This is a genomic window from Kitasatospora sp. NPDC003701, from assembly GCF_053587085.1.
Genome location: NZ_JBSFNM010000063.1, coordinates 1 through 21,363, shown reverse-complemented (window position 1 = coordinate 21,363; position 21,363 = coordinate 1). Strand labels below are relative to the sequence as shown.

The 21,363-nt window shown below is 72.6% G+C and carries 16 protein-coding genes and 2 pseudogenes; 8 read left to right on the top strand and 10 right to left on the bottom strand.

What is annotated here, in order from left to right:
- Positions 1 to 58: 58 nt before the first annotated feature.
- The 4 genes and pseudogenes from ACWDRR_RS36750 to ACWDRR_RS36735 form a co-directional block, all read right to left on the bottom strand.
- Complete coding sequence (locus ACWDRR_RS36750) at positions 59 to 1,150, bottom strand: MerR family transcriptional regulator (RefSeq protein WP_449776619.1); 1,092 nt, start codon at positions 1,148 to 1,150, stop codon at positions 59 to 61.
- The gene (locus ACWDRR_RS36745; RefSeq protein ID WP_449776618.1) at positions 1,144 to 1,362 is read right to left on the bottom strand and encodes a DUF6480 family protein; all 219 of its coding nucleotides are present in this window, start codon (positions 1,360 to 1,362) and stop codon (positions 1,144 to 1,146) included. Before ACWDRR_RS36745 ends, ACWDRR_RS36750 begins: the two co-directional genes overlap by 7 nt.
- 136 nt (positions 1,363 to 1,498) lie before the next feature.
- Positions 1,499 to 2,065: pseudogene (locus tag ACWDRR_RS36740) on the bottom strand (sigma-70 family RNA polymerase sigma factor); the annotation flags it as partial.
- Between the two features lie 153 nt (positions 2,066 to 2,218).
- Entirely contained in the window at positions 2,219 to 3,496 is a 1,278-nt protein-coding gene (locus ACWDRR_RS36735) for an NAD(P)/FAD-dependent oxidoreductase (protein WP_449776617.1), read from the bottom strand.
- 296 nt (positions 3,497 to 3,792) lie between these two features.
- On the opposite strand from ACWDRR_RS36735, the gene ACWDRR_RS36730 reads away from it, so the two are divergent.
- On the top strand, positions 3,793 to 5,007 hold the full coding sequence (locus ACWDRR_RS36730; protein WP_449776616.1) for a glycosyltransferase: 1,215 nt from the start codon (positions 3,793 to 3,795) through the stop codon (positions 5,005 to 5,007).
- Positions 5,008 to 5,165: 158 nt separating this feature from the next.
- Here the strand turns inward: ACWDRR_RS36730 and ACWDRR_RS36725 are convergent, their stop codons facing one another.
- Entirely contained in the window at positions 5,166 to 6,533 is a 1,368-nt protein-coding gene (locus ACWDRR_RS36725; protein ID WP_449776615.1) for a hypothetical protein, read from the bottom strand.
- A gap of 378 nt (positions 6,534 to 6,911) precedes the next feature.
- Between ACWDRR_RS36725 and ACWDRR_RS36720 the strand changes: the two genes are divergently transcribed.
- Positions 6,912 to 8,567 (top strand): tetratricopeptide repeat protein, encoded by a 1,656-nt coding sequence (locus ACWDRR_RS36720; RefSeq protein WP_449776614.1) that lies wholly within the window; start codon positions 6,912 to 6,914, stop codon positions 8,565 to 8,567.
- Positions 8,568 to 9,262: 695 nt separating this feature from the next.
- Positions 9,263 to 9,667: a hypothetical protein gene (locus tag ACWDRR_RS36715; protein WP_449776613.1), complete on the top strand. Its 405-nt coding sequence runs from the start codon at positions 9,263 to 9,265 to the stop codon at positions 9,665 to 9,667.
- Positions 9,668 to 10,401: 734 nt separating this feature from the next.
- Here the strand turns inward: ACWDRR_RS36715 and ACWDRR_RS36710 are convergent.
- Positions 10,402 to 13,776, bottom strand: a complete 3,375-nt coding sequence (locus ACWDRR_RS36710) for a tetratricopeptide repeat protein (RefSeq protein WP_449776612.1) — start codon at positions 13,774 to 13,776, stop codon at positions 10,402 to 10,404.
- A 95-nt stretch (positions 13,777 to 13,871) separates the two neighbouring features.
- On the opposite strand from ACWDRR_RS36710, the gene ACWDRR_RS36705 reads away from it, so the two are divergent.
- From ACWDRR_RS36705 to ACWDRR_RS36695, 3 genes are all read left to right on the top strand, one after another.
- A complete protein-coding gene (locus tag ACWDRR_RS36705; protein WP_449776611.1) occupies positions 13,872 to 14,783 on the top strand; it encodes a hypothetical protein in 912 nt (303 codons plus the stop codon).
- A 223-nt stretch (positions 14,784 to 15,006) separates the two neighbouring features.
- A complete protein-coding gene (locus ACWDRR_RS36700; protein ID WP_449776610.1) occupies positions 15,007 to 15,690 on the top strand; it encodes a hypothetical protein in 684 nt (227 codons plus the stop codon).
- The gene (locus tag ACWDRR_RS36695) at positions 15,687 to 16,949 is read left to right on the top strand and encodes a nucleotidyl transferase AbiEii/AbiGii toxin family protein (protein WP_449776609.1); all 1,263 of its coding nucleotides are present in this window, start codon (positions 15,687 to 15,689) and stop codon (positions 16,947 to 16,949) included. The genes ACWDRR_RS36700 and ACWDRR_RS36695 overlap by 4 nt, the downstream gene beginning before the upstream one ends.
- A 369-nt stretch (positions 16,950 to 17,318) precedes the next feature.
- On the opposite strand, the gene ACWDRR_RS36690 is transcribed toward ACWDRR_RS36695, so the two are convergent.
- Positions 17,319 to 17,912: a hypothetical protein gene (locus ACWDRR_RS36690; RefSeq protein WP_449776608.1), complete on the bottom strand. Its 594-nt coding sequence runs from the start codon at positions 17,910 to 17,912 to the stop codon at positions 17,319 to 17,321.
- A gap of 513 nt (positions 17,913 to 18,425) precedes the next feature.
- Positions 18,426 to 18,617 carry a hypothetical protein gene (locus ACWDRR_RS36685; RefSeq protein ID WP_449776607.1) on the bottom strand — a complete coding sequence of 64 codons (192 nt, stop codon included), beginning with the start codon at positions 18,615 to 18,617 and terminating at the stop codon, positions 18,426 to 18,428.
- Between the two features lie 246 nt (positions 18,618 to 18,863).
- Between ACWDRR_RS36685 and ACWDRR_RS36680 the strand changes: the two genes are divergently transcribed.
- Together ACWDRR_RS36680 and ACWDRR_RS36675 are read left to right on the top strand one after the other, a co-directional pair.
- Complete coding sequence (locus ACWDRR_RS36680; protein ID WP_449776606.1) at positions 18,864 to 19,418, top strand: SigE family RNA polymerase sigma factor; 555 nt, start codon at positions 18,864 to 18,866, stop codon at positions 19,416 to 19,418.
- Positions 19,419 to 19,459: 41 nt separating this feature from the next.
- Positions 19,460 to 20,287, top strand: a complete 828-nt coding sequence (locus ACWDRR_RS36675) for a hypothetical protein (RefSeq protein ID WP_449776605.1) — start codon at positions 19,460 to 19,462, stop codon at positions 20,285 to 20,287.
- Between the two features lie 211 nt (positions 20,288 to 20,498).
- Here ACWDRR_RS36675 and ACWDRR_RS36670 read toward each other — a convergent pair whose 3' ends face one another.
- Together ACWDRR_RS36670 and ACWDRR_RS36665 are read right to left on the bottom strand one after the other, a co-directional pair.
- A complete protein-coding gene (locus ACWDRR_RS36670) occupies positions 20,499 to 20,990 on the bottom strand; it encodes a hypothetical protein (protein ID WP_449776604.1) in 492 nt (163 codons plus the stop codon).
- A 168-nt stretch (positions 20,991 to 21,158) separates the two neighbouring features.
- Positions 21,159 to 21,363, bottom strand: a pseudogene (locus ACWDRR_RS36665) (hydroxymethylbilane synthase); the annotation flags it as partial.

Here is a 21,363-nt window from a genome sequence, read left to right as displayed (position 1 = left end):
GATTGCTCCTCGGCGGGTCCGTCCCCGGCGGGTCGGTGGTGCGCGGCGCGGACGGGCGTCAGGTGGTGACCGCCTGCTCCAGGAGGTCCACGGCGGCGGCGAGGGTGCGGGGGCTGGCGGCTCCGGCCGGTGGCCGGGGCCGGATCCAGCCCGGGCCGGCGGCGACCACCGTCGCCCCGCTGCGGGAGCCGCGCGGGCCCCACGCGTCGGCGCCCACCTGGTGCAGCAGCGCACGGTCCGCGGTGTGCCGGTCCTGGGACCAGATCATCACGGCGCCCGGCCCGAGCCGGTGGACGGCGTCGAGCAGTGCACGGGCCGGGACCGCCGCTCCCAGCATGCGGAACGGCAGTCCGCGCTCGGTCAGGGCCGCCGCCGTGGCCTCCAGCGGGAGGGTGTGCTGCTCACCGGGTGTGGCCGTCAGGAGGACGGGCCGCACCGGGCGGGCCCGCGGAGACTCCACGGCCGCGCCGCGCAGCGCGCCGGAGACGTGCCACGACAGCAGGTGCTCGACCTCGACGTACTGCTCGCCGTCCACCGCCCACTTGCGCCCCACGGCCCGCAGGGCGGGCATCATGACCTCCGTCCAGGCGTCGACCACACCGAGCGTCCCGACGGCCTCCCGCAGGATCGTGTCGATCACCGGCGCGTCCAGCCGGACCGCGGCCCGGGCCAGGCCGCGGCACTCGGGCCGCACCGTGCCGACCCTCAGGACCCGGCTCCCGCCGGGACCGGGACCGGGACCGCGGCCGCCCGGTGCGTCGGCGGGCCCGCCGACGTCCGGCCCGGCGGCGTCGGCGCGGAGTTCGTCGAGCGCCGGGCGGCCGGGGGGCTCCGCCGTCACCACCGTCTCGGCGGTCTCCACGGCCTGCGCTGCCTCCACGGCCTCCGCGCGGCGCCCCGCCAGCGCGGCCCGGGCGGCCTCGCCCGGTGGCACACCCCGGGCGGTCAGCCGGCACATGGCCTCCAGTACGGCGATGTCCTGGTGGCTCCAGCGCCGGTGGTGCCCGGCCTCGCGCGCGGCGGGACCGATGCCGTAGCGCCGTTCCCACGAGCGGACCGTCGTCGGCGACACCCCCAGGCGCCGGGCCACGCCACCGGTCGGCAGGCCCGCCCCGGCGGCGTCCGGGTGCCCGGCCAGCGGTGTCACCATCCGCCGATCCTCCCCACGGCGAAGCCCACGCAGCACACCACCAGGACGGCGATCACCAGCAGGGGGACCCAGCCGGGCCAGGCCGTGTGCAGTTCGGTCGCCTCCGGGGTCGAGATGCCCGCGCAGGTCGACGCCTCGCACTCGGGCGTCTCGGTGGGCGGGGGAGCGGGTGCGGGCCGCTCAGGAGCGGCGAGCGGTCGGTCGAGAGCCATGGTGTCCTCCCGCTGATTCGGATGTTCCCGGCGCCTGCCTCCGGTGCGGGCGCGGCTCCGGCAACGGACGGGCCGGGTCGGGCAGCGGACGGGCCGGCTCCGGCAACGGACGGGCCGGATCGGGCACGAACGCGGTCCGGAGCCTGCCGAGGCCGTCGCGGATGCGGGTCTTGACGGTGCCGAGCGGCACGTCCAGCAGGTGCGCGATCTCCCGCTGCGAGTACCCACCGTAGTACGCCAGAACCACGGCCTCGCGCTGCGTCACGCTGAGTCCCGCGAGTGCCGACCGCACCCGGGAGCGGTCCAGCGAGCGGACCACCTGTTCGTCGAGGGGATCGTGCCCCGCGGGCTCCGGGGAGGCGACGCGCTGTTCGCGTTCGACGGCCGCCCGGGCGGAGCGGACGCGGTCCACGGCGCGGTGGTGCGCGATGGTCAGCACCCACGTCATCACCGTGCCGCGCTCGGGCCGGTAGGCCGCAGCGGTGCGCCACACCTCCAGCAGGACCTCCTGGGCGACCTCCTCGGCGTGCACCGGACTGCGCAGGATCCGCAGGGCGAGCCCGTACACCGGGCCGGCCACCGCGCGGTACAGCAGTTCGAAGGCCGCGTCGTCGCCGCGCGCCGAACGGGCCAGCAGCGGGCGCAGCTCCTCGGGCCCCGGCCCGGCGCCGCCGGCCGTCCCGGGAGGCCGGGAGGCCGGCAGGTCATCACGCGTCCGTGTTCGCGAAGTCACCGTTCCACGGTGCAGCGATTCGACACCGCGGGCCCAGTCGCATCGTTTGTGCAGCGTTTCCGTCCCGGCGGCGCGCCGCGCGGCCCGCCGGCCCGGACACCCGCGGCCGGCGGCCCGGGACGGTCAGCGGACCGAGCGGGCGGGCCCCGCCCGACGGGCCCGGCCCGCCGGGTCCGCCAGGTCCGCCGCCACCTCCCGCGCCGCCCGCGCGCCGGAGGCCAGCGCCCCCTGCACGGAGGCCGTGGCCCGGTGGTCCCCGCACACGTAGCGGCCCGGCGCGAAGCGCGTTGTCCGGCTGAGCGGGAGCGGCGCCGGCCCGGCCGGCAGCGCCTCGGCGATCCGGTAGGCGCGGAGCAACTCCCAGTCCGCGGTGTCCACGCCGTACAGCTCACCGGCCCGTCGCCGGACCGCACCCTCGTCCGCCCCCACGCCCAGCACGGACGTCGACACCAGCGCCCGCCGGTCCGGCGAGCAGCCCGGCACGACCTCCGACAGGACGACGGTGTTCAGCACCCGCCGCCGCGCGTCCACGACGAGCGTCGGCTCACCCAACGGGCTGACCGGCGCCGCGTGGTGGAACGTCGTCACCGCCCGCGCCACCGGCAGCTCCAGCCCCGGGAGCAGACGCGCCGCCGCACCCGCCCTCGTCGCCACCACCACCGCCCGCGCACCCAGCGCCGTCCCGTCGGCGAGCAGCACGCCGTCCGCCGTCAGCTCCTCCACCGGCGAGCCGCACCTCAGCCACCCCCGCGGCAGCCGGGCAGCCAACTGCCGCGGCACCGCGCCGATCCCCTCCTGCGGCAGGCAGAGGCTCCCGCGCACCATGCTGCGCCACACCAGATGGAACATCCGGCTCGACGTCTCCAGCCGGTCCTCCAGGAACACCCCGGCCAGGAACGGCCGCAGCACGCCCTCGACGGTGCGCCGCGACACCCCGGCACGCCGCAGCGCCAGGGCGGTACTCGTCTGCGGTGCCCGCTTGAGCACGCCGGCCGGCAGCGCCGCGTCGCACAGTCCCAGCAGCCCGAGCGCCGCGAGGTCGCGCAGCGGCAGCGGTCCGCCGGCCAGGAGCCCGAGGGCCTCGGCCGGCCGGCGGGTCGGATCCACCAGCCGCTGCGCGTGCCGCCCGTCGGCGAGCAGGAGACCGGGCGTGAACGGGTGCAGGCGCAGCGCGGCGAGGTCGAAGCGGCGGCGGACCTGCGGGTAGGAGGTGTTGAACACCTGGAAGCCGCGGTCGAGGCGGAACCCCTGCACCACGTCGGTGCGCATCCGGCCGCCCACGTCCTCGGCGGCCTCCAGGACCAGGACCTCGTGACCCGCGGCGGTGAGGTCCAGCGCGCAGGCCAGACCGGCCAGGCCCGCGCCCACCACGATCACGTCCGCTGCGCTCTCCCGGGGCATCTCAGCCGCCGCCTTCCCGGTCGTCGCCGCGTGCTCGTCGTCCGGTCGGTGTGGTGTGGTGTCCCATCGGTCTTCCTCCCGTGCCGTCCGGTGGCTGGTCATGACCTCTTCGGAGACCGGCGCCGCAACGGATTGGACCGGGCCGGTCCGGTCCGGCCGGTGCCGCTCCGGGAAGCGGTGCCCCGAGCCGTGTCCCGAGCCGTGCCCCGAGCTGTGCCCCGAGCCATGCCCCGATCTGCGTCCCGATCTGTGTCCCGAGCCGTGACCGGGGTGGTCCGCTCAGGGAGAATCGCCGCATGCGGATTCTGATCATCACCGCCGGTTCCCGCGGGGACGTCGCCCCCTTCACCGGTCTGGGACGGCGGTTGCTGGACGCGGGCCACCACGTCGCCGTGGCCGCTCACCCGTCCTTCGCCGCACTGGTCGGCGGCTGCGGCCTCGGCTTCCGGCCGGTGCCGGGGGACCCGCAGGAGCTGATCCGGGAATGGGCCCGGGCGGCGTCGCGGGAGGAGGCCCGGGCGGCCACCCGGGTGTACGTGGACGGGCTCGCCGACGGGGTGGCGGCGGCCGTCGGGGGCGGCGCCGACCTGTTGCTCACCGCCTTCGGCCCGGCGCCGCTCAGCCGGACCGCCGCCGAGGCGGCCGGCATCCCCGTCGTCGGCACCTACCTCACCCCGGCCTTCGCCACCGGACGGTTCGCGCTGCCCAACGCGGGAACCACCGACGACCTGGGGCCGGGGGCCAACCTCGCCGCGGGCCGTGAGGTGCTGGGGCGGGCGGAAGGACTCTTCGCGGGCGCCGTGACCCGGCTGCGCGCCCGGCTCGGGCTGCCCGCCGGCGCGCCGGCGGCCGCGGGCGAGCTGCGGCCGGTCTTCCACGGTTACAGCCCGCTGGTGGTGCCGCGTCCGGAGGACTGGCCGCCCGGGATCGAGGTGGCGGGCTACTGGTGGTCCGCACGGCCGGACGGGTGGCAGCCCCCGGCCGAGCTGGTCGACTTCCTCCAGGCCGGTCCGCCGCCGGTGTTCGTCGGCTTCGGCAGCATGGCGCCGGGGGAGGGGGAGCGGCTCAGCGAGCTGGTGGCAGCGGCGGTGAGGAGGGCCGGCGTGCGGGCGGTGGTGCAGGCGGGCTGGGCCGGGCTGAGCAGCGCCGGCAGCGACGTCCTGACCGTCGGCGACGTCCCGCACGACTGGCTGTTCCCGCGCACCGCCGCCGTCGTCCACCACGCCGGGGCGGGCACCAGCGGGGCCGGACTGCGGGCCGGCGTCCCCGCCGTGGCCGTTCCCGTCCTGGCCGACCAGCCGTTCTGGGCGGCCCGGCTGCACGGGCTGGGGGTCGCCCCCCGGCCGCTGCCGTTCCGGGAGCTCACCGCCGAGGGCCTCGGTGCCGCGATCACGGCCTGCCTCTCCGACCCGTCCCACCGCCGCCGCGCTGCGGACCTCGCCCGCGGGATCGCCGCGGAGGACGGCGCCGGGGCGGTCCTCGCCCACCTCGCTGCGGCACACACCGGGTGAGCCGCGGGTGCCGCCGCCGGTGCGGGGCCGACCGGGCAGCGCTACTTCCGGGTTGTACCGGTCGGCGACGACTCCCCGTGAGTCAGCCCCTGCCCCAGTTGCCGGAGCCCGAGTTCGTCTTGATCCGCTTCGAGGCTCCGCCCGGGGTGCCCGCGGGGTCAGAACGGTGGTTCGTCGGAGTAGGTGCCGCCCCAGGGGTCGGGGTCGGGGGCGGCGCTCGGCCGGACCTGGAGGAGAGCGACGGCTTCGTTGACGCGGCCGAGGTCGATGAGGTGGTGGGCCAGGACAGTGTCGTTGGAACCGGGGTGCTGTTCGAGGACAGCGACGGCCTCCTCGATGCGGCCGGCCTCGGCAAGCAGGTGGGAGAGGGACCGGGCCGCGTACCAGGTGCCGCCCTCGGGATGCGCCCGGGCCTGCTCGATCGCTTCATCGCGTAGGCCGCAGTCGGCCATGAGCGGAAGCCGTATCTGGAAGAAGTCCCACTCCTCCTCACCGTCACGCCGCTCCTTCAGGGCGTCGAGGTAGGCCAGAGCCTCCTGGGCACGGCCGTGCTCGGCGTACAGGGTGCACAGCGCGTGGACGACGCAGTCGTCCGCGCCGCCCGGGGAGTCCGTCATGGTGCGCACCACCGCGATCGCCTCGTCGATGCGACCGTGCCGGACCAGGAGCCGGGACAGGAGATGGCCCACGCGCCACATGCCGTGGGGCCTCTCGGCGAAGGCCCGGTAGACGGCGGTCGCTCCCTCCACGTCGCCGCGTGTCTCCAGTACCTCGGCCAGGCTCTGCGCGGCGTGCCCGTGGTACTCGGAGTCGGCGTACGCACGCAGTTCCCCGATCCGGTCATGCCTGGCCAGCAAGTCGGCCAGCGCGTCCCGGCCGTTGACCGACGTGACCTCCCGGCGGCGCAGCAGAGCGATCGCCTCGTCGACGCGGCCTTGTCGTTCCCGGACCGTGGCAAGCAGGCCGAACGCGTTGGACGGTTCCAGGCGGAGCCGGTGACAGTCGGGATCGTCGCAGGCCGGGACCGCGGCCTCGATCCGGGCTTCCAGCAGCGCCGCGACCTCCTCGTCCTGGCCTGCGGCTTCGGCGACGTCGACCAGGGCCTGGGCGATGAACCAGTCCGCGATCCCGGGCCGCAGCAGCGCAAGCGCCTCGGCAGCCCGGTCGTGGCGGGCCAGCAGACGCGCGAAGAACTCCAGGACCACCCGGTCGCCGGCCTGCGCGTAGGGGCGGGACAGCTCGATCGCCTCGTGCTCCCTGCCCCAGCCTTCCAGCAGCTCCGCACGAGCCCGGGCGGCCGGCCACCAGCCGGTCGCGATGTACGGATCAAGCACGGCCAGTGCCTGCTCGTACTGCCGTCGGTCACCGAGCAGCCGCGCCCACTCCAGCGCGCAGAACCACTCCCCGCGCCCGGCCTGGGACTCCACCTCCCGCTCGTGGCCGAGCTCCAGAAGCCTGGTCACCAGCGACGCGGGAATGCAGCCCGACATGGTCCGGGCCCGGTAATCAAGATCATCAGCGTCCATGACCCAGCACCCTAGCCGCCGCTCCCGACACACCCGGTGCCCCGTCTCGCCGGATCACGTCACAGCGACGTTCGGTGAGCCGGGCAGTGACAGGTCCACCTGAGATTCGTTCCGCGGGGCGATACGGCGGGACGGAAGCATCGCTGTGGAGGGGCCGGCCAAGGTGAGCCCCGGAGGGGCAGTGGGACGATCTCGAAGGCGTGCGCCCGCGTAGCGAGGCCCATCACCCGAGGCCCACCACCCGGGGCTCGGCCCTGTCCCGGGCTTCGCTGGTCCGACCGTGCTCCGGTGCCGGCCCCCACGACGGTCTTCGCGGTTTCACTCCCCGCCCGTCCGGCTCCGCCATAGGCTGGGTGCCTCATGGCGGAGGGAGAGCCGGTGAGCGAGCACGATCAGTCGGCGACTGGTGACGGCAACGGCGGGGACCACGAGGCCGTCCGCAGGGGACCCGAGGACGCAGTCCCCGCCCCTCTCAAGGACGGCAACTACATCTCGGGCGGCCATTTCGGCAACGCCGTCATGGTGGGCACGGTCCATGGCGGTGTGACCTTCAACCAGAGTGGCGGCGACACTCCGGGCGCCTTGGACGACCCGGTGATCGCCTCCGTTCGGCTGGTCCCCGGCGGGACCTTGGCGGATCTGGTGGTGGACTCCGATCCGCCGAGGGTGATGGTGCCCAGCGGCACGATTCACATCGTCACTCTGGAGGCCCGGACGAACCGGGCGGTGGTCCTCGACGCTGCGCGACCTGTCGTACTGGCCCGCAGGACACCACGCCCTGCCTGCCTACAGCTCCGGATCGGAGGGAAGGTCGAACCCCGGCGTTTCACCACCGACTTCGACGTCCAGCCGCCCCAGTTGCAGCCTCAGGGCGCAGACTTCCCGTTCTCCATCAGTGCCATCGACGTGGAACAGTTCTGGTTCGAGCCCATCACCCGCGAGCACGAGATCTCGTGGCAGCTGGAGCTCGACTGGACCTGCGCGGGCCGCCGCGGCACCACGGTCATCAACAACAACGGGGAACCGTTCGAGGTGTACCCCGTGGCCGCGCTGTTCGACGGCCGTGAGCCTTCGGTGCTGCGCTCGGGCTGTGTGTTAGATCATGAGCAGGGTTGCCCGTCCCTCCTTCTCGAAGAGTCGGGGTCCCCCACATCCATCTGGGAGACCGGCACACCTCCGACGTACCCACCGCCCACCCGGCCCGCCTTGCTCGGCGGGCCGCCGGCCGGCGGCGCCACCACCAGGCCGCCGAGCAGGCTCAGGGACGATGACCCGGACGATCTCCGACGTCAGGCCCTTGCCCTGGACGCCGGGCTCTCGGCCAGCGATCCGGACCTCCCGGCCTCCTGGCCCGAGTACCGCAGGCTCGCCTCGCTCGTACGGATGTTGCTCAACCGTCCGGACTTCCGCAGCCACGAATCGGATGAGTTCCGCTCCCTGCTCATCCGGGTGCTGCGCTACCAATACGTGTCTGGCCAGTACCAGCCCGGCGCGACTCTCGGCCGCAAAGTCCACGCCAGCTGGAGCACGACACTCGGTGAGGACCATCCGGACACCCTGGCCGTGGCCAACAGGTTCGCCGGGTTCCTGATCGGCCTGGGCACGTACGAGGAGGCACGGGACCGGTTCGCCGACCTCCTGCCCCGGTGCGAGAGGGCATTGGGCAGGGAACACACCCTGACTCTGATTGTCGCGAGCAACCTCAGCGGGTGTCTCAGCGGAACGGGTGCGCACCAGCAGGCGCGGGATCTGTGCGAGGACGTCCTGCGACGGAGTCGGCGGGCGCTCGGCCCCGATGACCCGCACACACTTCGCGCGGCCTCCAACCTGGTGGGCATGCTGCGGGGCGTCGGCGAGCACCGGACGGCACTTGCCGTCGGGGAGGACACGTTGATGCGATACCGACGAACGCTGGGCGACGACCACCCTGACACGCTGTACGCCGCGAAAGCCGTCATCACCGTCCTGCGGGAGCTGGGGGAGCATGACCGCGCACAGCTCCTGGCAGGACTCTGGGGACGGCTTCCCGAGTAGGGTCAGGGACCGGCTGCACTGGCTCCAGTTCTACTGGGCATGCGGTGCGCGGCCCTCTTCCTCGTCCGATGGGGAGCCGACGCCGGGGGCGGACGACGGGGCATACGTGGTGAAAGTGAGCCCCCGGAGATGTTCTCGCCCAACACGGTCGGTCCGTGAAAGGTGCCGCCGCTGACCACATTGGTCGTCCGGCTCTCACCGGTGCGCACAAGCGTGGCCAGCTCGTGCCATTGACGGAGGCCGGAATGGAAGCAGCTGTCGACCAATGCTCGCGCTGCCAGTGCCTCGCTCAGCTCCCGCGCGCTCGCCGTCCGACAGGAGACACGCTACGAGAAGCAACGGCTGACCGAGGCCAAACCAGGAGCTTCACCTGCTCGTAGCTCTCTCAGTGTGCGAGGACCCGTCTCACCGAAGTTTGACCAGTCTCAGCGTCGTTTCACCGATGGGTGATCAGGACGGCACTGCCGTTGGACGGTCTGGACAGTGCTTGCGGGGCGCCGGACGATTGCGCGAGGAGTACGCGGCCGTTCAGGGCGGGGGATGCGATGAGTACGGACAACAGGCGGCCTTGGGATCGTCCGGAGAACGAAGGGCTCCCGGCGGGTGGCTCCGGCGGCGGTGGGGACCGGCCCGGACACCCCGGTCCAGGTCCTCGGCGGGAGGAGGGCATGCCCCCGCTGGTACGGAGGCTGCGTGTGCTGATGACGGTCCTTGGTGCCGCTCAGGCGGTGTCCGGGTTGTTCCTGGTCACCAACAGCCTATCGGTGGCCATATCGGTCTGGGGTAATGACGGGGTCTCGCAGCACTGCTGCCGGACGCAGGGTGAAGCGCATGCCGGACTCGTCTCCTTTGCCGGAGTTCTCCTGCTGGCGATGGCTGCTTGGGGGATCTTCACCGCTCTACAGTTTCCGACCCAAAAGCCCAATGTGAGGGTTTCCGCTCGCGCCTACGGCTGGGCAGCACTCGGCCTCGCCCTGCCGCTCCTGCTGCTGCTTCGGTTCTTCGGCCTTCTGCTGCTGGTGGTGGCCATCGTGGCCCTTGTCTGGCCGAACGAGGAGGAAGTTCGGGCCTGGTTCAAGGGCGAGCGGACCACGCCCTGAGCTGCGCCAACGGGTTGGTAAGCGCGCTGCACTGCGTCACCTGGGGCACAGCGCCAAGCAATGAGGAGGCGTCCAGATCCGCCCACGTCATCAGGGATCGGCCGAAGAGCCCGATCAAACGGCTCGGCTTGGTCAGCTGGAAGATCTGGCGCCACCAGGGCTGTGCTGCTGGGGCTTCGGTGGCAGCGGGGCCGGGCCGTCCCTCGATGGGGGTGTCCCATTCGATCAGGGCGGCGGGGAACCAGGTGACGGGCTTGGTGCCACTGCGGGCGTTGGCCCAGGCGGCCACTCGCACGGCTGAATGTTCGGTTCTGGGCGCGTGGAGGCAACACTCGCAGCGCTGACCCCCCAGCTCCGGCCGGTCCGAGCCGGGCCGCTGGTGCCGGTTCTGCCCGCCCTTGAGGGCCTCCTGCCGGAGCGGGGCTGCGCCCGGGCAAGCTGCCCGCACCGTGCTGAAGGCGTACCTGGAACAGGTGTGACCGGCCGCGCCCTTCCGAGCCTCCCGACGACCGCGTGGTGCCAGTGGTGATCCCGAGTTCGGGCACCTCTTCTGACCTGCGGTGAGGAGTTCCACCGGGAGGGCGGCGGGTTCCGGTCCGAGGCACCGGTGAAGTTTCGGGCATCGGCGCAGGTCAGGGGCCGGTGAGAGCTCGGCCTGTCGAGGCGGTGCCCGGGGGCGGGGTGGTCTGTGGCCGTCGGCCGTGCCGGCCCGGGTGGCGCGCCGCGTCGATCGGTCAGGAGAGGGCGAGCCAGGTCTGCTTGGTCTGCGGGTGGTCCGCACCCAGCACCGCGGTCTGGTCCGGCAGCAGCAGGTTCAGCATCGCCTTCGCCTCGGCTTGCCGTCCGGTGCGCAGCAGCAGGTCGGCGAGCGTGTATCGGGAGGCCATGGTCTGTGGATGCTGCCCGCCCCGGACGCGGGCCTGCTGATCGATCACGGTCCGCAGGAGACGCTCCGCCTCGGCGAGGCCAGGGCCTGAGGCGCCCCGGGCCAGCGCGCCGGCCAGCACCGACCGGGTGAGGAGGGTGTCCCGGTGCTGAGGCCCGAGGGTTCGTTCCCGGTCGGCGAGCACCGAACGGAGCTCCCGCACACGTTCCGGCAGCTCCTCGGGACCGGCCGCCCGCGCACCGATGTCGGCCAGCCCGTGCCGGGTGATCAGTACCTCGCGGTGGTCGGGCGCGCCGTAACGGGTGACTCGCTCTGCCAGCAGCGCGTCCAGCTCGGCGAGGGCGGTTGCGGTGTCACCCGTCTCCGCCCGGACCATCGCGATGTTGTGGCGGCAGATCGACACGCGCGGCTCGTCGGCCCGGTGGACCTTGAGGAGGTCTCCCAACAGTGCGAGGTGCAGCCGCAGCGACGCTTCCGGATCCCCGGCCTCCCACACGAAGCGGGCCTCGTTCAAGCGGATCAACAGGACGTCGGGGTGGTCGCTCCCCTTGTGGCGCACCGCCATCGGCAGCAGCTCGCGGTAGCCGGCCACGGCCTCCTGGATCCGGCCGCTCTCACCGGTGAACAGGCAGATGTTCATCAGGCTGTAGACGACCTGCTCGCTGCCGGCCCCGAACTTCGTCGTCCGGTCCTCCAACAGCCGGGTGTGCATGTCCAGCGCTTCCGCCAGCCGGTTCTCCTGGCCGTACCAGTAGGCGATGTAGTGGCGGCTCTCCAGCACGTCCTTGTCGAGGGGGCTGAGCGTTCGCAACTGGTCACGAAGGACGGCTTCGTGCTGGGCCAGGCCCTCGGCCCGGCGGCCGCCGCGCCCGGTCCAGTAGGCGATGTGGTGCCGGGTCTCCAGGGTGCGCCGGTCGTCCGGGCCGAACACCCGGGTCTGGTCCGCCAGGACGGCCTCGTGCAGCTCGATGGCACGGGCGAACTGGGAGAGCCGGCCGGTTGCGTAGGCGATCCGGTGCCGGCTGTCCAGCACCTCCGGATCCTCCGGCGCCGATTCGCGGAGCTGGTCCGCCAGGACGGCCTCGTACAGCTCGCGGGAGCGTTCGTAGGAGCCCGCCTTGCCGGCCCAATAGGCGGCCCGGCGTCGGGCCGTCAGCGTGAGCGGTCGGTAGCGCCCCAGAGCCTCGGCCAGACGCACGGCCCAGGCGAGCCAGAGATCGCGGTTGGCCGCGGGATCGTCGGACGCCCGGTGCTCCAGGGCGGCGATCACCTCGGGGTACCGTTCGGCCTGCCACAGGTGCTCCGGCTCGGCTGTCGCTGCGTATCGGTGCAGCGGGCTCGTCGGGTCGTGCCGCTCCATCGGGGCCAGGGCGGCGATCGCGTCGGCGATCGCGCCGTGCCCGGCCATGACGGCCGCCTCGCCCCCAGGATGACCGATGACGCCGTGTGCCCGGACGTGTTCGACCCAGCTCGGGTGGTCGACGCCGATGAGCGGACCGTCCGCCGGGTCGTCGCGGCGGACCAGCAGGCCTGCCAGTTCCGTGAGCACCGCCTCCAGGTCCTCGGGGACGGTCGGGCCGCCGAGGCGGGATCCCGCGTCCAGCAGCAGCGGAACAGGCAGCACGGCGTCGGCGCCGGCGGCCGCCAGGACCGTGACGAGCGGGTCGACCCGGGCGAAGCAGTGCGGGGGGACGGAGCTCCTTGCGCGGCCGAGCTCCTGGTCGTAGAGCTGCGTGAGGCCGGGCGTGTCCACGTCCCCGGTCTGGCCGTGCTTCGCCAGCAGGTTGGCGATCTGCCAGTTGCCCGCGGCGACTTCGACCAGGGCCGTCCGGTGCTCCTCGTCCACGCCCCGGTCTTCGAAGTACTCGCTCAGGACCTGACCGGAGACCGGCGGCAGTGTCTTCCGGTGCCATGCCTGCGGGAGGACCGGGCCCGACCGGGTTGCCATGATCACACCGAACCATTCGGGGGACGTCTCCAGCAGCCGGCCGATCTCGGCGATCACGCCCGGCCGGAAGGGGCCGGCCAGCTGGTCGAGGCCGTCGATGATCACGCGCACCGGGGCCGCGGTGCCGTCAGCGGCCCGGACCAGCGGCGTCAGATGACGCAGCGGCCCGCTGACGTGCCGTTCGGCCGATGCGAGGTTCTGGCGCTCCGCCGTCGGCACGGCCCGCTCGAACTCCGCGACCGCTTCGGCGAACCCCGGGAGGAAGTCGCGGAGCAGCAGGCTGAGGCCGGCCATCACCCGGTCGGCGTACATGCCGCCGTTGAGGGAGACGAACGCCGCGATCAGGGGAACCTCGGTGTCCTTGAGCAGTTCACGCCGGGTCAGCGAGGCGAGCAGGGTGGTCTTGCCCCGCCCGAGGGCATCCTCCAGCACGACGACGCGGCGCACGAAGGCGGCGGCCGCCACCTCGGCCACCTGCTTGGTGAGCCTGAAGTGCGCGAACCTCGACAGGCCGACCGAGGCCGCGGCGACCAGGCTGTACTTCCGGTCATGGGCCACGTTGCGGGCCACCCGGTCGCCGTCCTTCGGCTTCTCCTGCCGACTGTCATGGCGGGTCCCCTGTGGCCGCTGGGCGGGGGCCTTCACCAGGACCTCGCGCAGCGCGTCCGCGTCCAGGCTCGCGGGCAGCCGCGCGTGCCCTCGGTCGAGGATCTCGTCCAGCCTCCGGCTGAAGGCGAGGTCGTAGGCGAGTCCGCCGTCGGTGGAGGTGACCAGTTCGATGCTCCGGTTGACCGGGACGGCCAGCGGGAACAGCTTGCGGGCGGCCTCCTCGGCCGCGTACCCGGACGCGCAGGCATCGAGGATCACGAACAGGCGCTCCAAACCGTGTGCGTCCTCGCTCAGCAGCGCCTCCCGGAGCCCGGCGGCGAGCGGGTAGGCGGTCCCTGCCGTCGCCGGCCTGCCGCTGTCGGGCAGAAGGAAGAGGAAATCCCCCGCTGCGGAACGGGCCCCGTGCCCGAGGAACACGAGCAACAGGCTGGCTCGACACCCCGCGGCCCGCTCGACGGCGGCCCGCACCGCGCGCTCGACCTCCGCCACCGACCGGGGGTTGATCAGCAGCCCAGTGCCCTCGGCGGCCGCCCAGCCGCCCCGGTCCGGGTCGAACAGCGACGTCGTCACGGAATCCGCCAGCGCCTCCAGCCCTTCCAGCTCGGCCTCCGCCGCGGACTGCGACGCGACGACCAGTGCCAGCCGCCTCGAACTCTCGGACCTCATCCGACAAACCCCCTGCACACGCCAGCATTTGACTGTGACTCACGTCATGATGAAGGGTATGCCGACCGAGACCGACCGACCAAAGGGGGGCTGAGATGGCAGACATCGTTCTCGTGCACGGAATGGGACCACTCGGGGAGTCCGCGGAGGACCTGCGCTCCGCCTGGACCGGCGCGCTGAGCGCCACGCTGCGCACCCATGACGCGGAGGACCTCGCCGACGAGCTGGCGGACGGTACGCTGACCACCTCCGTCGCCTACTACCGCTCGCTGTTCACCCCGCACGTCGCCGCCGCCGAGGCCGGGCTGATTCCGGACAGCCAGGTGGAGAAGTTGTCCACCACCGCCGAGGACCTGCTGGTCAATGTCGAGGAGCGGGGCAGCGACTCCGCCGACCGCAACGACGCCACCCGGGAGCTCGAACTCTTCCGGGCAGAGCTGGGACCGGCCCAGGGGGCCGGTGAGGTGGCGCGTCTGCTCCTGGGGGCGCTGGGCCGGGTCCGGCCGCTGGCCGCGGCCGGCTTCAACACGCTCAGCGCGAACGGCATCTCCTACTTCAGCCAGGTCGCTGCCTACCTCGACGACGCGGACGTCCGGGAGGCCGCGGCCCAGACGCTGCTCACCCAGATCGGCCCGGAGACCCGCGTGGTGCTCGCCCACTCCCTGGGCACCGTCGTCGCCTACGAGGCGCTGCACCGGTTGGAGCGGCCGCTGCCGCTCCTGGTCACCTTCGGCTCACCGCTCGGCCTGCGGACCGTCGTCAAGGAGAAGCTGCGCCCGCATCCGCTGACGATGCCGCCCAGGATCTCCCAATGGGTCAACGTCGCCGATCCGGACGACTTCTTCGTCGCCACCCTTCATCTGGAGAAGATCGTGAACGACCCCTACGGCCTGCTGGCGGCGACCCGGAAGGTCGGCAACCGAGGGATCAACCACCACGACGCCGTGAAGTATCTGGGGCACGGGGAGACCGTGCTGCCGCTCGTCCGGGCGCTGCGCGGCCGGTGACCGCTTCGGCGGTTCGGCGCATGCCGGGTGCGGCCGTTCGGCGGCCGCGAAAGTAGCACAGTGAGCGAAGGGGTGAGGCCGCGCCCGGCCCACCCCTTCGGCTGTCAGCGCGTTCCGCCTTCGAATGTCGTGGAGGAGAGCCGCTGGTGCCCGCCAGATAGTGGCTGCGGCCTGGTGATCAATGGATTTCCCTTGGGCGGCCGTGGTTGGGAAGATCGTGGTCATGGCACTGCTGGTTCCCAGGACACCCGAGCGTCCGATCGCTGCGGAGAGCTTCGTCGGCGAGTTCGAGACGCACGTCACCGTGGAGTGCGAGGGCGATGGGGCGGTGCGCAGGCTGGAACGGTGGGCAGCGGGCAGGGGCGTCGGTTTCGTGCACATCGTGCTCGCGAGGGGGCGGATGACCTCGCAACCGATGGTGACGCTCCGTGGGGCGGGCACCTTTCCGGAGCAGCGGTTGGCGGCGCTGGCGGTGGCGGATGAGCTCCGCATGTCGGGCTTCGAGCCGGTTCGGGTGAAGATCGAGGCGGCGCCTTGGACGCGCGGGGTGCCGCGATCGGATGTGGAGGCGGCGCGACTCGGCCCGGCGATTCACTTCGAGCACCACATCAAGGTGCTCGTGGAGCCGGACTTCGACCGCGCGGCGATGGCAGCCCTGGTCAGCGGCCATGGCGCTCATGTGTCCTGGAACGCGCGGCGGGTCGTGGACGACGGTCACCAGCAGCGGTTCGTGACCCAGCGCTGTTATGGCGTCGGTCTGCACGCCGCCGGCGAGCGGCTGGAACGGCTGGTCGGTGCCGTGTCCGGCGCCGGGTACGAGATCGTGTCCGTGGAGCGGGAGTTCGTGGTGTACGACAGCAACATCGCCGTCGACGACGGGTGGATAGGGGAGGGGCCGCAGAGATGACGCCGACATGGGAGTCCTTCGGGTGGCAGGCCTCCGAGGTGCCGAGGACCGAGCTGGACGACAGCCGGCGAGTGGGCCTCGGGGTGCCGCTGACGCTCCGCCCGGTGCGGGAGGAGGGAGTGGTGCAGCGGCCGATCTTCGATCCGGCGCTCAAGCAGCATTCCAACGCCTACCGTGCCGCTGACCCCCGGTTCACCGACGCGGTGGTGGGCGCTGCCTGGTATGCCGCCCGGCGGGCGGCGCTGGACCTGGTACTGACGGCCATCGCGAGGTCCGAGTGGGCCGACCACCTGGTGCTGCGCGGCAGTGTGCTGCTCAAGGGTTGGTTCGGTGACGACGCCCGGGAGCCGGGAGACCTGGACTTCGTCGTCGTTCCCCACGATTGGCGGATCGAGGAGGAGCGGACCACGGCGATGCTGGACGGCATCGCGCTGGCGGCCCAGCAGGCCGCCGGCGCGGGCCCGGTGAGCTTCGAGGCCGCGGACGCGGTCAGCGAGGAGATCTGGACCTACGAGCGGGTCCCGGGGCGGCGCCTGGTCCTGCCGTGGACGGCCGACGGCATGCCCGGCGGCGTGGTGCAGCTCGACTTCGTGTTCAACGAGCGACTGCCGCTCGCACCCGAGCCGTTCCCGCTCTCCGCCGACGCGACGCTGAACGCGGTCACACCGGAGCTTTCGCTGGCCTGGAAGATCATGTGGCTGGTCACCGACATGCATCCGCAGGGCAAGGATCTCTATGACGCGGTGCTGCTCGCCGAGTCCTGCCACCTGCGGTACGAGGTGCTGCGCGACGCCTTCCTCGCCGCCGAGCCGCACTACGCCCTGCACCCCGTGCGGCCTGCCACCATCACCGACTTGGGCGTGGAATGGCAGCACTTCGCGCAGGAGTACCCGGACATCCCCGGTACGGACGCGGAGTATGTCGAGCGCCTGGCAGTCGCCCTCGCCCAGACGTTCCACGGCACCGACGGCGCCGACGCCCGGGAGCTGAGCCAGTGGTGGCTGGAGCCGTGGGTCGAGCATTACCGCGAACTGCTCGGCCGCACCGATATGCCCGCCGTGCAGCGGGCGATGGCTGCGGCCGGCACGCCGGTGGTCGTGGCCGTCGTACTCACGGGGGAGCTGCTCGGGCGGGAACGGAACAGCCTCCAGGACCTCGTCCCTGCCATCCTTGCGGATCCCGCATGGGCCGACTGGACCGACTACTTCAACCGGGGGCGCAACCGCGAGCGCCTCGACGAGCAGCTGGAGGAGCTGTGACACTCAGCCGCTGATGATGCCGTCGACGGGACGGCGCAATCTCCCTCGGGCTCAAACAGAGTGCTCACCGGTCGGTCCACGCGTGGATGGCCGGACACATCCACGCCGAGGACGGCTGCCCAGGGCGCGAAGGCAGCCTGCGGCCCCGTCGGGCACGACCGGCGGGCCTGGATGAAGGGGACCACCACCCAGGTACCGGACATCGACCGATGGTTCGACTCGCGGGTGTGGACGGAGGCCCTGAGTAGCAGCGGATTCACCGTCACCCGCTCCGGGCCCCCGGATCGAAGAGGCCGAACGACCAGGCGCGAACGACCTCGCCGATCGCCTCGGCTGACCGGGCGGCTGCGGTCGCCCGGGGCGGTGGCTTCACACCTGGGGCGGTGCGGTGCGGAAGCAGGACTCGAGCCGGTCGAGGGCGTCGAGCGCCTGGTCGAAGACGGCCGTTGCAGGCCATGGCGGGGACTCGGGGCCGTGGGACCAGGTCGGTCGGACGACGGCGACCCGATACGGGGTCGTGCCGACGAGGGCGTTCTCGTCGTCGAGGCGCACCAGGACGTCGTCGCAGGCCCCGCACTCGAGCCAGGGGGTGAGCGCGATGCCGTGGAGCAGGTGACCCGGTGCGACCTCCCGGCGGAGTTCGCCCACGAGGGCTGCGGCCCGGGGCGAGTCCTCGACCTCCCACCACCACTCGGTGTCCGCCTGCGGGTCGGGGCACCAGCGAAGCGCCGACGCGACCTTGGCCGACACGCCGAACACCTCGGCCAGCGCCAGGACGGCCGCCCGGTCCGCGGCCAGCAGCGGCGTGTGGTAGTCGGAGAACTGCTCGGCGAGATCTCCGACAGCCATCTCCCACTCGCCCGCGTCCCACGTCGACAACGTGCTGGCCGCCGACACCGCCGGGTCGAGCAGATCCGTGAGTCGCAGGAACTCGGGGCGATGGACCATCCAGGGAGTCGTCACGACAGCCATTGCACCAAGGAACCGCGGGCAGCACCAGGACCACCCGCACGAGCGGGAAGGCACCACCCCCACCGTGCTCTCCGGCCCGGGCACCACTGGTCGGCGTCCACCCCGCACTTGGGGCAGCCCACCTCCCGCGCCTCCTGCGGCCGTACCGGGCGCCCGTCGCCCTGCCCGGGCACCACCGCCACACCGCGCACCGTCCGCCCGACCCCCCTCCGACCGCGGCCCAGGCGCGGGAACGGGGCGGATCCTCTCGGTCGGCACCGGCTCACCGCACCGCGCCCCGGACCCGGTGCGCTGCACCTGGGCGCGGGCCTACTCCCGGTCCGGCCGGAACCATTTCCCGTCCGGGCCGGGCCACCTACCCGGCCCGCTCTTCCGGACGGACCTCGGCCGGCCGGGTGCGGTTCAGCGGTGCGTTGATGCCGCCGCTGATCGGCTGGACGGCGGTGAGGTCGCAGGGGAGCTGACTGGTCATCGGCTCGTTCTCCTGTTCACTGCCCGGGGCTGTCACCACGGCCGCTCGGTGCCGGCGACCGGCGCCGGGCCGACGTGGTGGCGGCGGGCGATGGGTTCGAGTAGTGGCTGGCGGGCCTGGCGCAGCCGGGTGTCTTCGGTGCGGCCGGCGTCGGTGGCCCAGCCGGGCAGTGGCCGCTTCCGCGCGGCCGCGGTGAGTTCCCGGCCGAGGTCGGTGTGGGGCAACCCGCCCTGGAGTCCGCCGAAGCGCCCCCCAGGCGCAACCCGGTCCGGTTCGGGGGAGTGACCCGGCGGTAACCTGCCGGCTCGGCCCGCTGTTCCGCTGCGCCCGGCCCGCCCTGCGGCTTCCTTGTCCGGCTGGTGCCCGGCTTCCGAGCGGCATGGCCGAGAACTCATCCGAGATCAGGTGTGACACCCGCTGGGGGTCATCGCGTCCTTGGACCTGCAAGGGTGTCGAAACGAGGGATGACGATGAGCCGCAGGAGTGCCGCCCGCCAGAGCGAGGACACCGAGTTCCGGGAGTTCGCCCTCGGGCGATTCGATCAGCTGTACCGCTCGGCCTGCATGCTGACCGGCGGCGACACCCACCTCGCCGAGGACCTCGTGCAGGAGACACTCGCGCGGATGCACGCGATATGGCGCCGCACCACGTGGCTGCCGGGCATTTCCACCGGCAAACGGATCGACAACCCGAGCGTCTACGCGCACACCGTCCTGGTCCGCCAGTTCCTCACCCACCATCGCCGACGCAGCAGCACCGAGCGGCCGGTCGGCGAACTCCCCGACCTGCCCGCCGGCTCGGCGGGCGACAGCGACCTGCGGCTCGTACTGCTTCACGCCCTCGCCCAGCTCTCCGAACGGGACCGGGCGGTGCTCGTCCTGCGCTACTGGGAGGACCGCAGCATCGAGGAGACCGCCGACATCCTCCGGTCCAGCTCAGGCGCAGTCCGGACACAGAGCTACCGCGCGCTGGGACGACTGCGGTCACAGCTCGGCGACCGCCTCGGCGACCTGATCACCCACTGACACCCCCAGCCATCACCGACGGACCGAAAGGCACACCACCCATGACAGAGGAAAACCAGGCGGACCCACGCTTCGAGGACGCCCTCGGAAACGCCCTCTCCACGGTCGGCCAAAGCTTCCGGCCGGCGACCGGACCCCGGCTCGACAAGATCGCCACCCGCGGTCGCACGCTGCGCCGCCGCCGGATGGCCGTTCTCACGGGAAGCGTCGCCGCGGTGGCGGTGGTCGGCGTGGGAGGTGTGTTCGCGGTCGGTCTCGGCGGTCCGGCCCGGCCGGGCGTTCTCAGCGTGGCGGCGGACTCGACCACCGTCCCCCCGACGCTCGCCGTCTCGCAGACCACTGACGCGCGGCCCACGCAGTCCAATCCCGATGCGCAGCCCACGCAGTCCACGCAGTCCAACTCGGACGCGATGCCGCCGAGTCCGGAGGCCCAACCCGGCGGGGACGAGGTCCTGACCGTGGTCGCGGCCCTGCTGCCCTCCGGCCTCGCCGCTGCCGACGCGACGACGGACAAGGGCTTCGCCCGCTTCAACGTCGACGACGGCAACGGCAAGGGCGAGGTACAGGTCTACGTCGCCAAGCAACCCGCCGGCGCACCCGACCCGCGATACGACCACTCCACCGCCCTGCCGGACGGCAGCAGGCTGGTGGTCCAGCAGGCGCCGGCATCCGGCAGCGAGACGGTCCGGTGGTCGGCGGACATCCTGCACCCCGACGGCACCAGGGTCGTCGTGCAGGCATACAACACCGCGGTCCACGACAACACGGGCAGGACGAAGGCCGGCCGCCCCACCCCGTCCCTCACTCTCGACCAGATCAGGGCCATTGCGACCAACCCCATCTGGCAACAGCACAACGGCAAGAAGTAGACCCACCCCGGCGACCGGCTGCTCGACGCGGAGCAGGACGCTGCCGTCCGACCTGCCACCTCCGCTCGGCGAATGCTCCTGCGCAGACTCAGCACCGCCGAACACCACCGGGCACGCCACCCACCGCGCCTCCACACCCCGCGCTCGCCCTCGCGGCTCACACCCCCATCCCGGTCTCCCCCCGCACCACGAGCCGGTGACCGGCCCGCGATCAAGTGGTGGGCCGGCCGCGCACGCCGCTGCCCCTGACGGGCTGTCGCTCGATGGGGACCACGTCGTAGCGGGCGCCCTCATCCCCGAGGCATGGCCGCCGCGGCACCTCTGCGGGAGTGATCGCCAAGATCGCCCCCGCAGAGGGCACTGCCAGCCCCGCCCCACCGGTCCGGCCGTGCTGGTCGTTCATCGGCGGCCGGTCCAGTATCTCGATGTACATGATCCGGTCGTCCACGACGTCCAGGACGAGCATGCCCTTCGAGGGCAGGAGCGGCACGCATCGATGGCCCTCACCGTACGGTTGCCCCTTCGGGTGGGCGGCTGTTCGGATGCTCTGGCAGAAGTCATCGCCACAGTCGCATCGGGCGACGAGTCGAACATCCCGGACGCGAACGGCCAACTCATGCTCGTCTTCGTCCTCCAAGAGGGTGATCAGCTCGGCGATGAGATCGGGGAACGCGTCGCGAACGAGAGGGTAGTCCTGCTCCATGCCGGGAGGTTAACCGGAACGGCTCCCTGGGCGCCTCGCACACCAAGGCGACCACCCGTCCGCGGCGACGCCCGGTCACACTCAGTGCAAGATCACAAAGTCATACTGGAGTACTGGCCGAGGCCTCGCCCTACCTGGCCGAGAACATCATGCGGTTCGGCGAGTACTTCACTCACGAGCTCGACCAGCCCCGGCGGCGTACGAGCCGCACCTGGACGTCGACTTCACCAAGCTCGACTCCCAGGACCGGGCCGCGGCCTCCTGACGGTCCGGCCCTGCCTCGCGGCACTGCAGGCCGAGCACGGCGGCCCCCAGCGGCGGGCACATCTGCTCAACGGTCAGTACTTCGCTGATCCGGTGCTCTTCTCCGATC

Excerpts from the sequence above, each read along its gene's own strand:
- ACWDRR_RS36670 (WP_449776604.1), bottom strand. The coding sequence starts at position 20,990 with ATGGAGCAGGACTACCCTCTCGTTCGCGACGCGTTCCCCGATCTCATC.
- ACWDRR_RS36745 (WP_449776618.1), bottom strand. The coding sequence starts at position 1,362 with ATGGCTCTCGACCGACCGCTCGCCGCTCCTGAGCGGCCCGCACCCGCT.
- ACWDRR_RS36750 (WP_449776619.1), bottom strand. The coding sequence starts at position 1,150 with ATGGTGACACCGCTGGCCGGGCACCCGGACGCCGCCGGGGCGGGCCTG.
- ACWDRR_RS36705 (WP_449776611.1), top strand. The coding sequence starts at position 13,872 with ATGGCAGACATCGTTCTCGTGCACGGAATGGGACCACTCGGGGAGTCC.
- ACWDRR_RS36710 (WP_449776612.1), bottom strand. The coding sequence starts at position 13,776 with ATGAGGTCCGAGAGTTCGAGGCGGCTGGCACTGGTCGTCGCGTCGCAG.
- ACWDRR_RS36730 (WP_449776616.1), top strand. The coding sequence starts at position 3,793 with ATGCGGATTCTGATCATCACCGCCGGTTCCCGCGGGGACGTCGCCCCC.
- ACWDRR_RS36700 (WP_449776610.1), top strand. The coding sequence starts at position 15,007 with ATGGCACTGCTGGTTCCCAGGACACCCGAGCGTCCGATCGCTGCGGAG.
- ACWDRR_RS36680 (WP_449776606.1), top strand. The coding sequence starts at position 18,864 with ATGAGCCGCAGGAGTGCCGCCCGCCAGAGCGAGGACACCGAGTTCCGG.
- ACWDRR_RS36725 (WP_449776615.1), bottom strand. The coding sequence starts at position 6,533 with ATGGACGCTGATGATCTTGATTACCGGGCCCGGACCATGTCGGGCTGC.
- ACWDRR_RS36675 (WP_449776605.1), top strand. The coding sequence starts at position 19,460 with ATGACAGAGGAAAACCAGGCGGACCCACGCTTCGAGGACGCCCTCGGA.
- ACWDRR_RS36735 (WP_449776617.1), bottom strand. The coding sequence starts at position 3,496 with ATGCCCCGGGAGAGCGCAGCGGACGTGATCGTGGTGGGCGCGGGCCTG.
- ACWDRR_RS36695 (WP_449776609.1), top strand. The coding sequence starts at position 15,687 with ATGACGCCGACATGGGAGTCCTTCGGGTGGCAGGCCTCCGAGGTGCCG.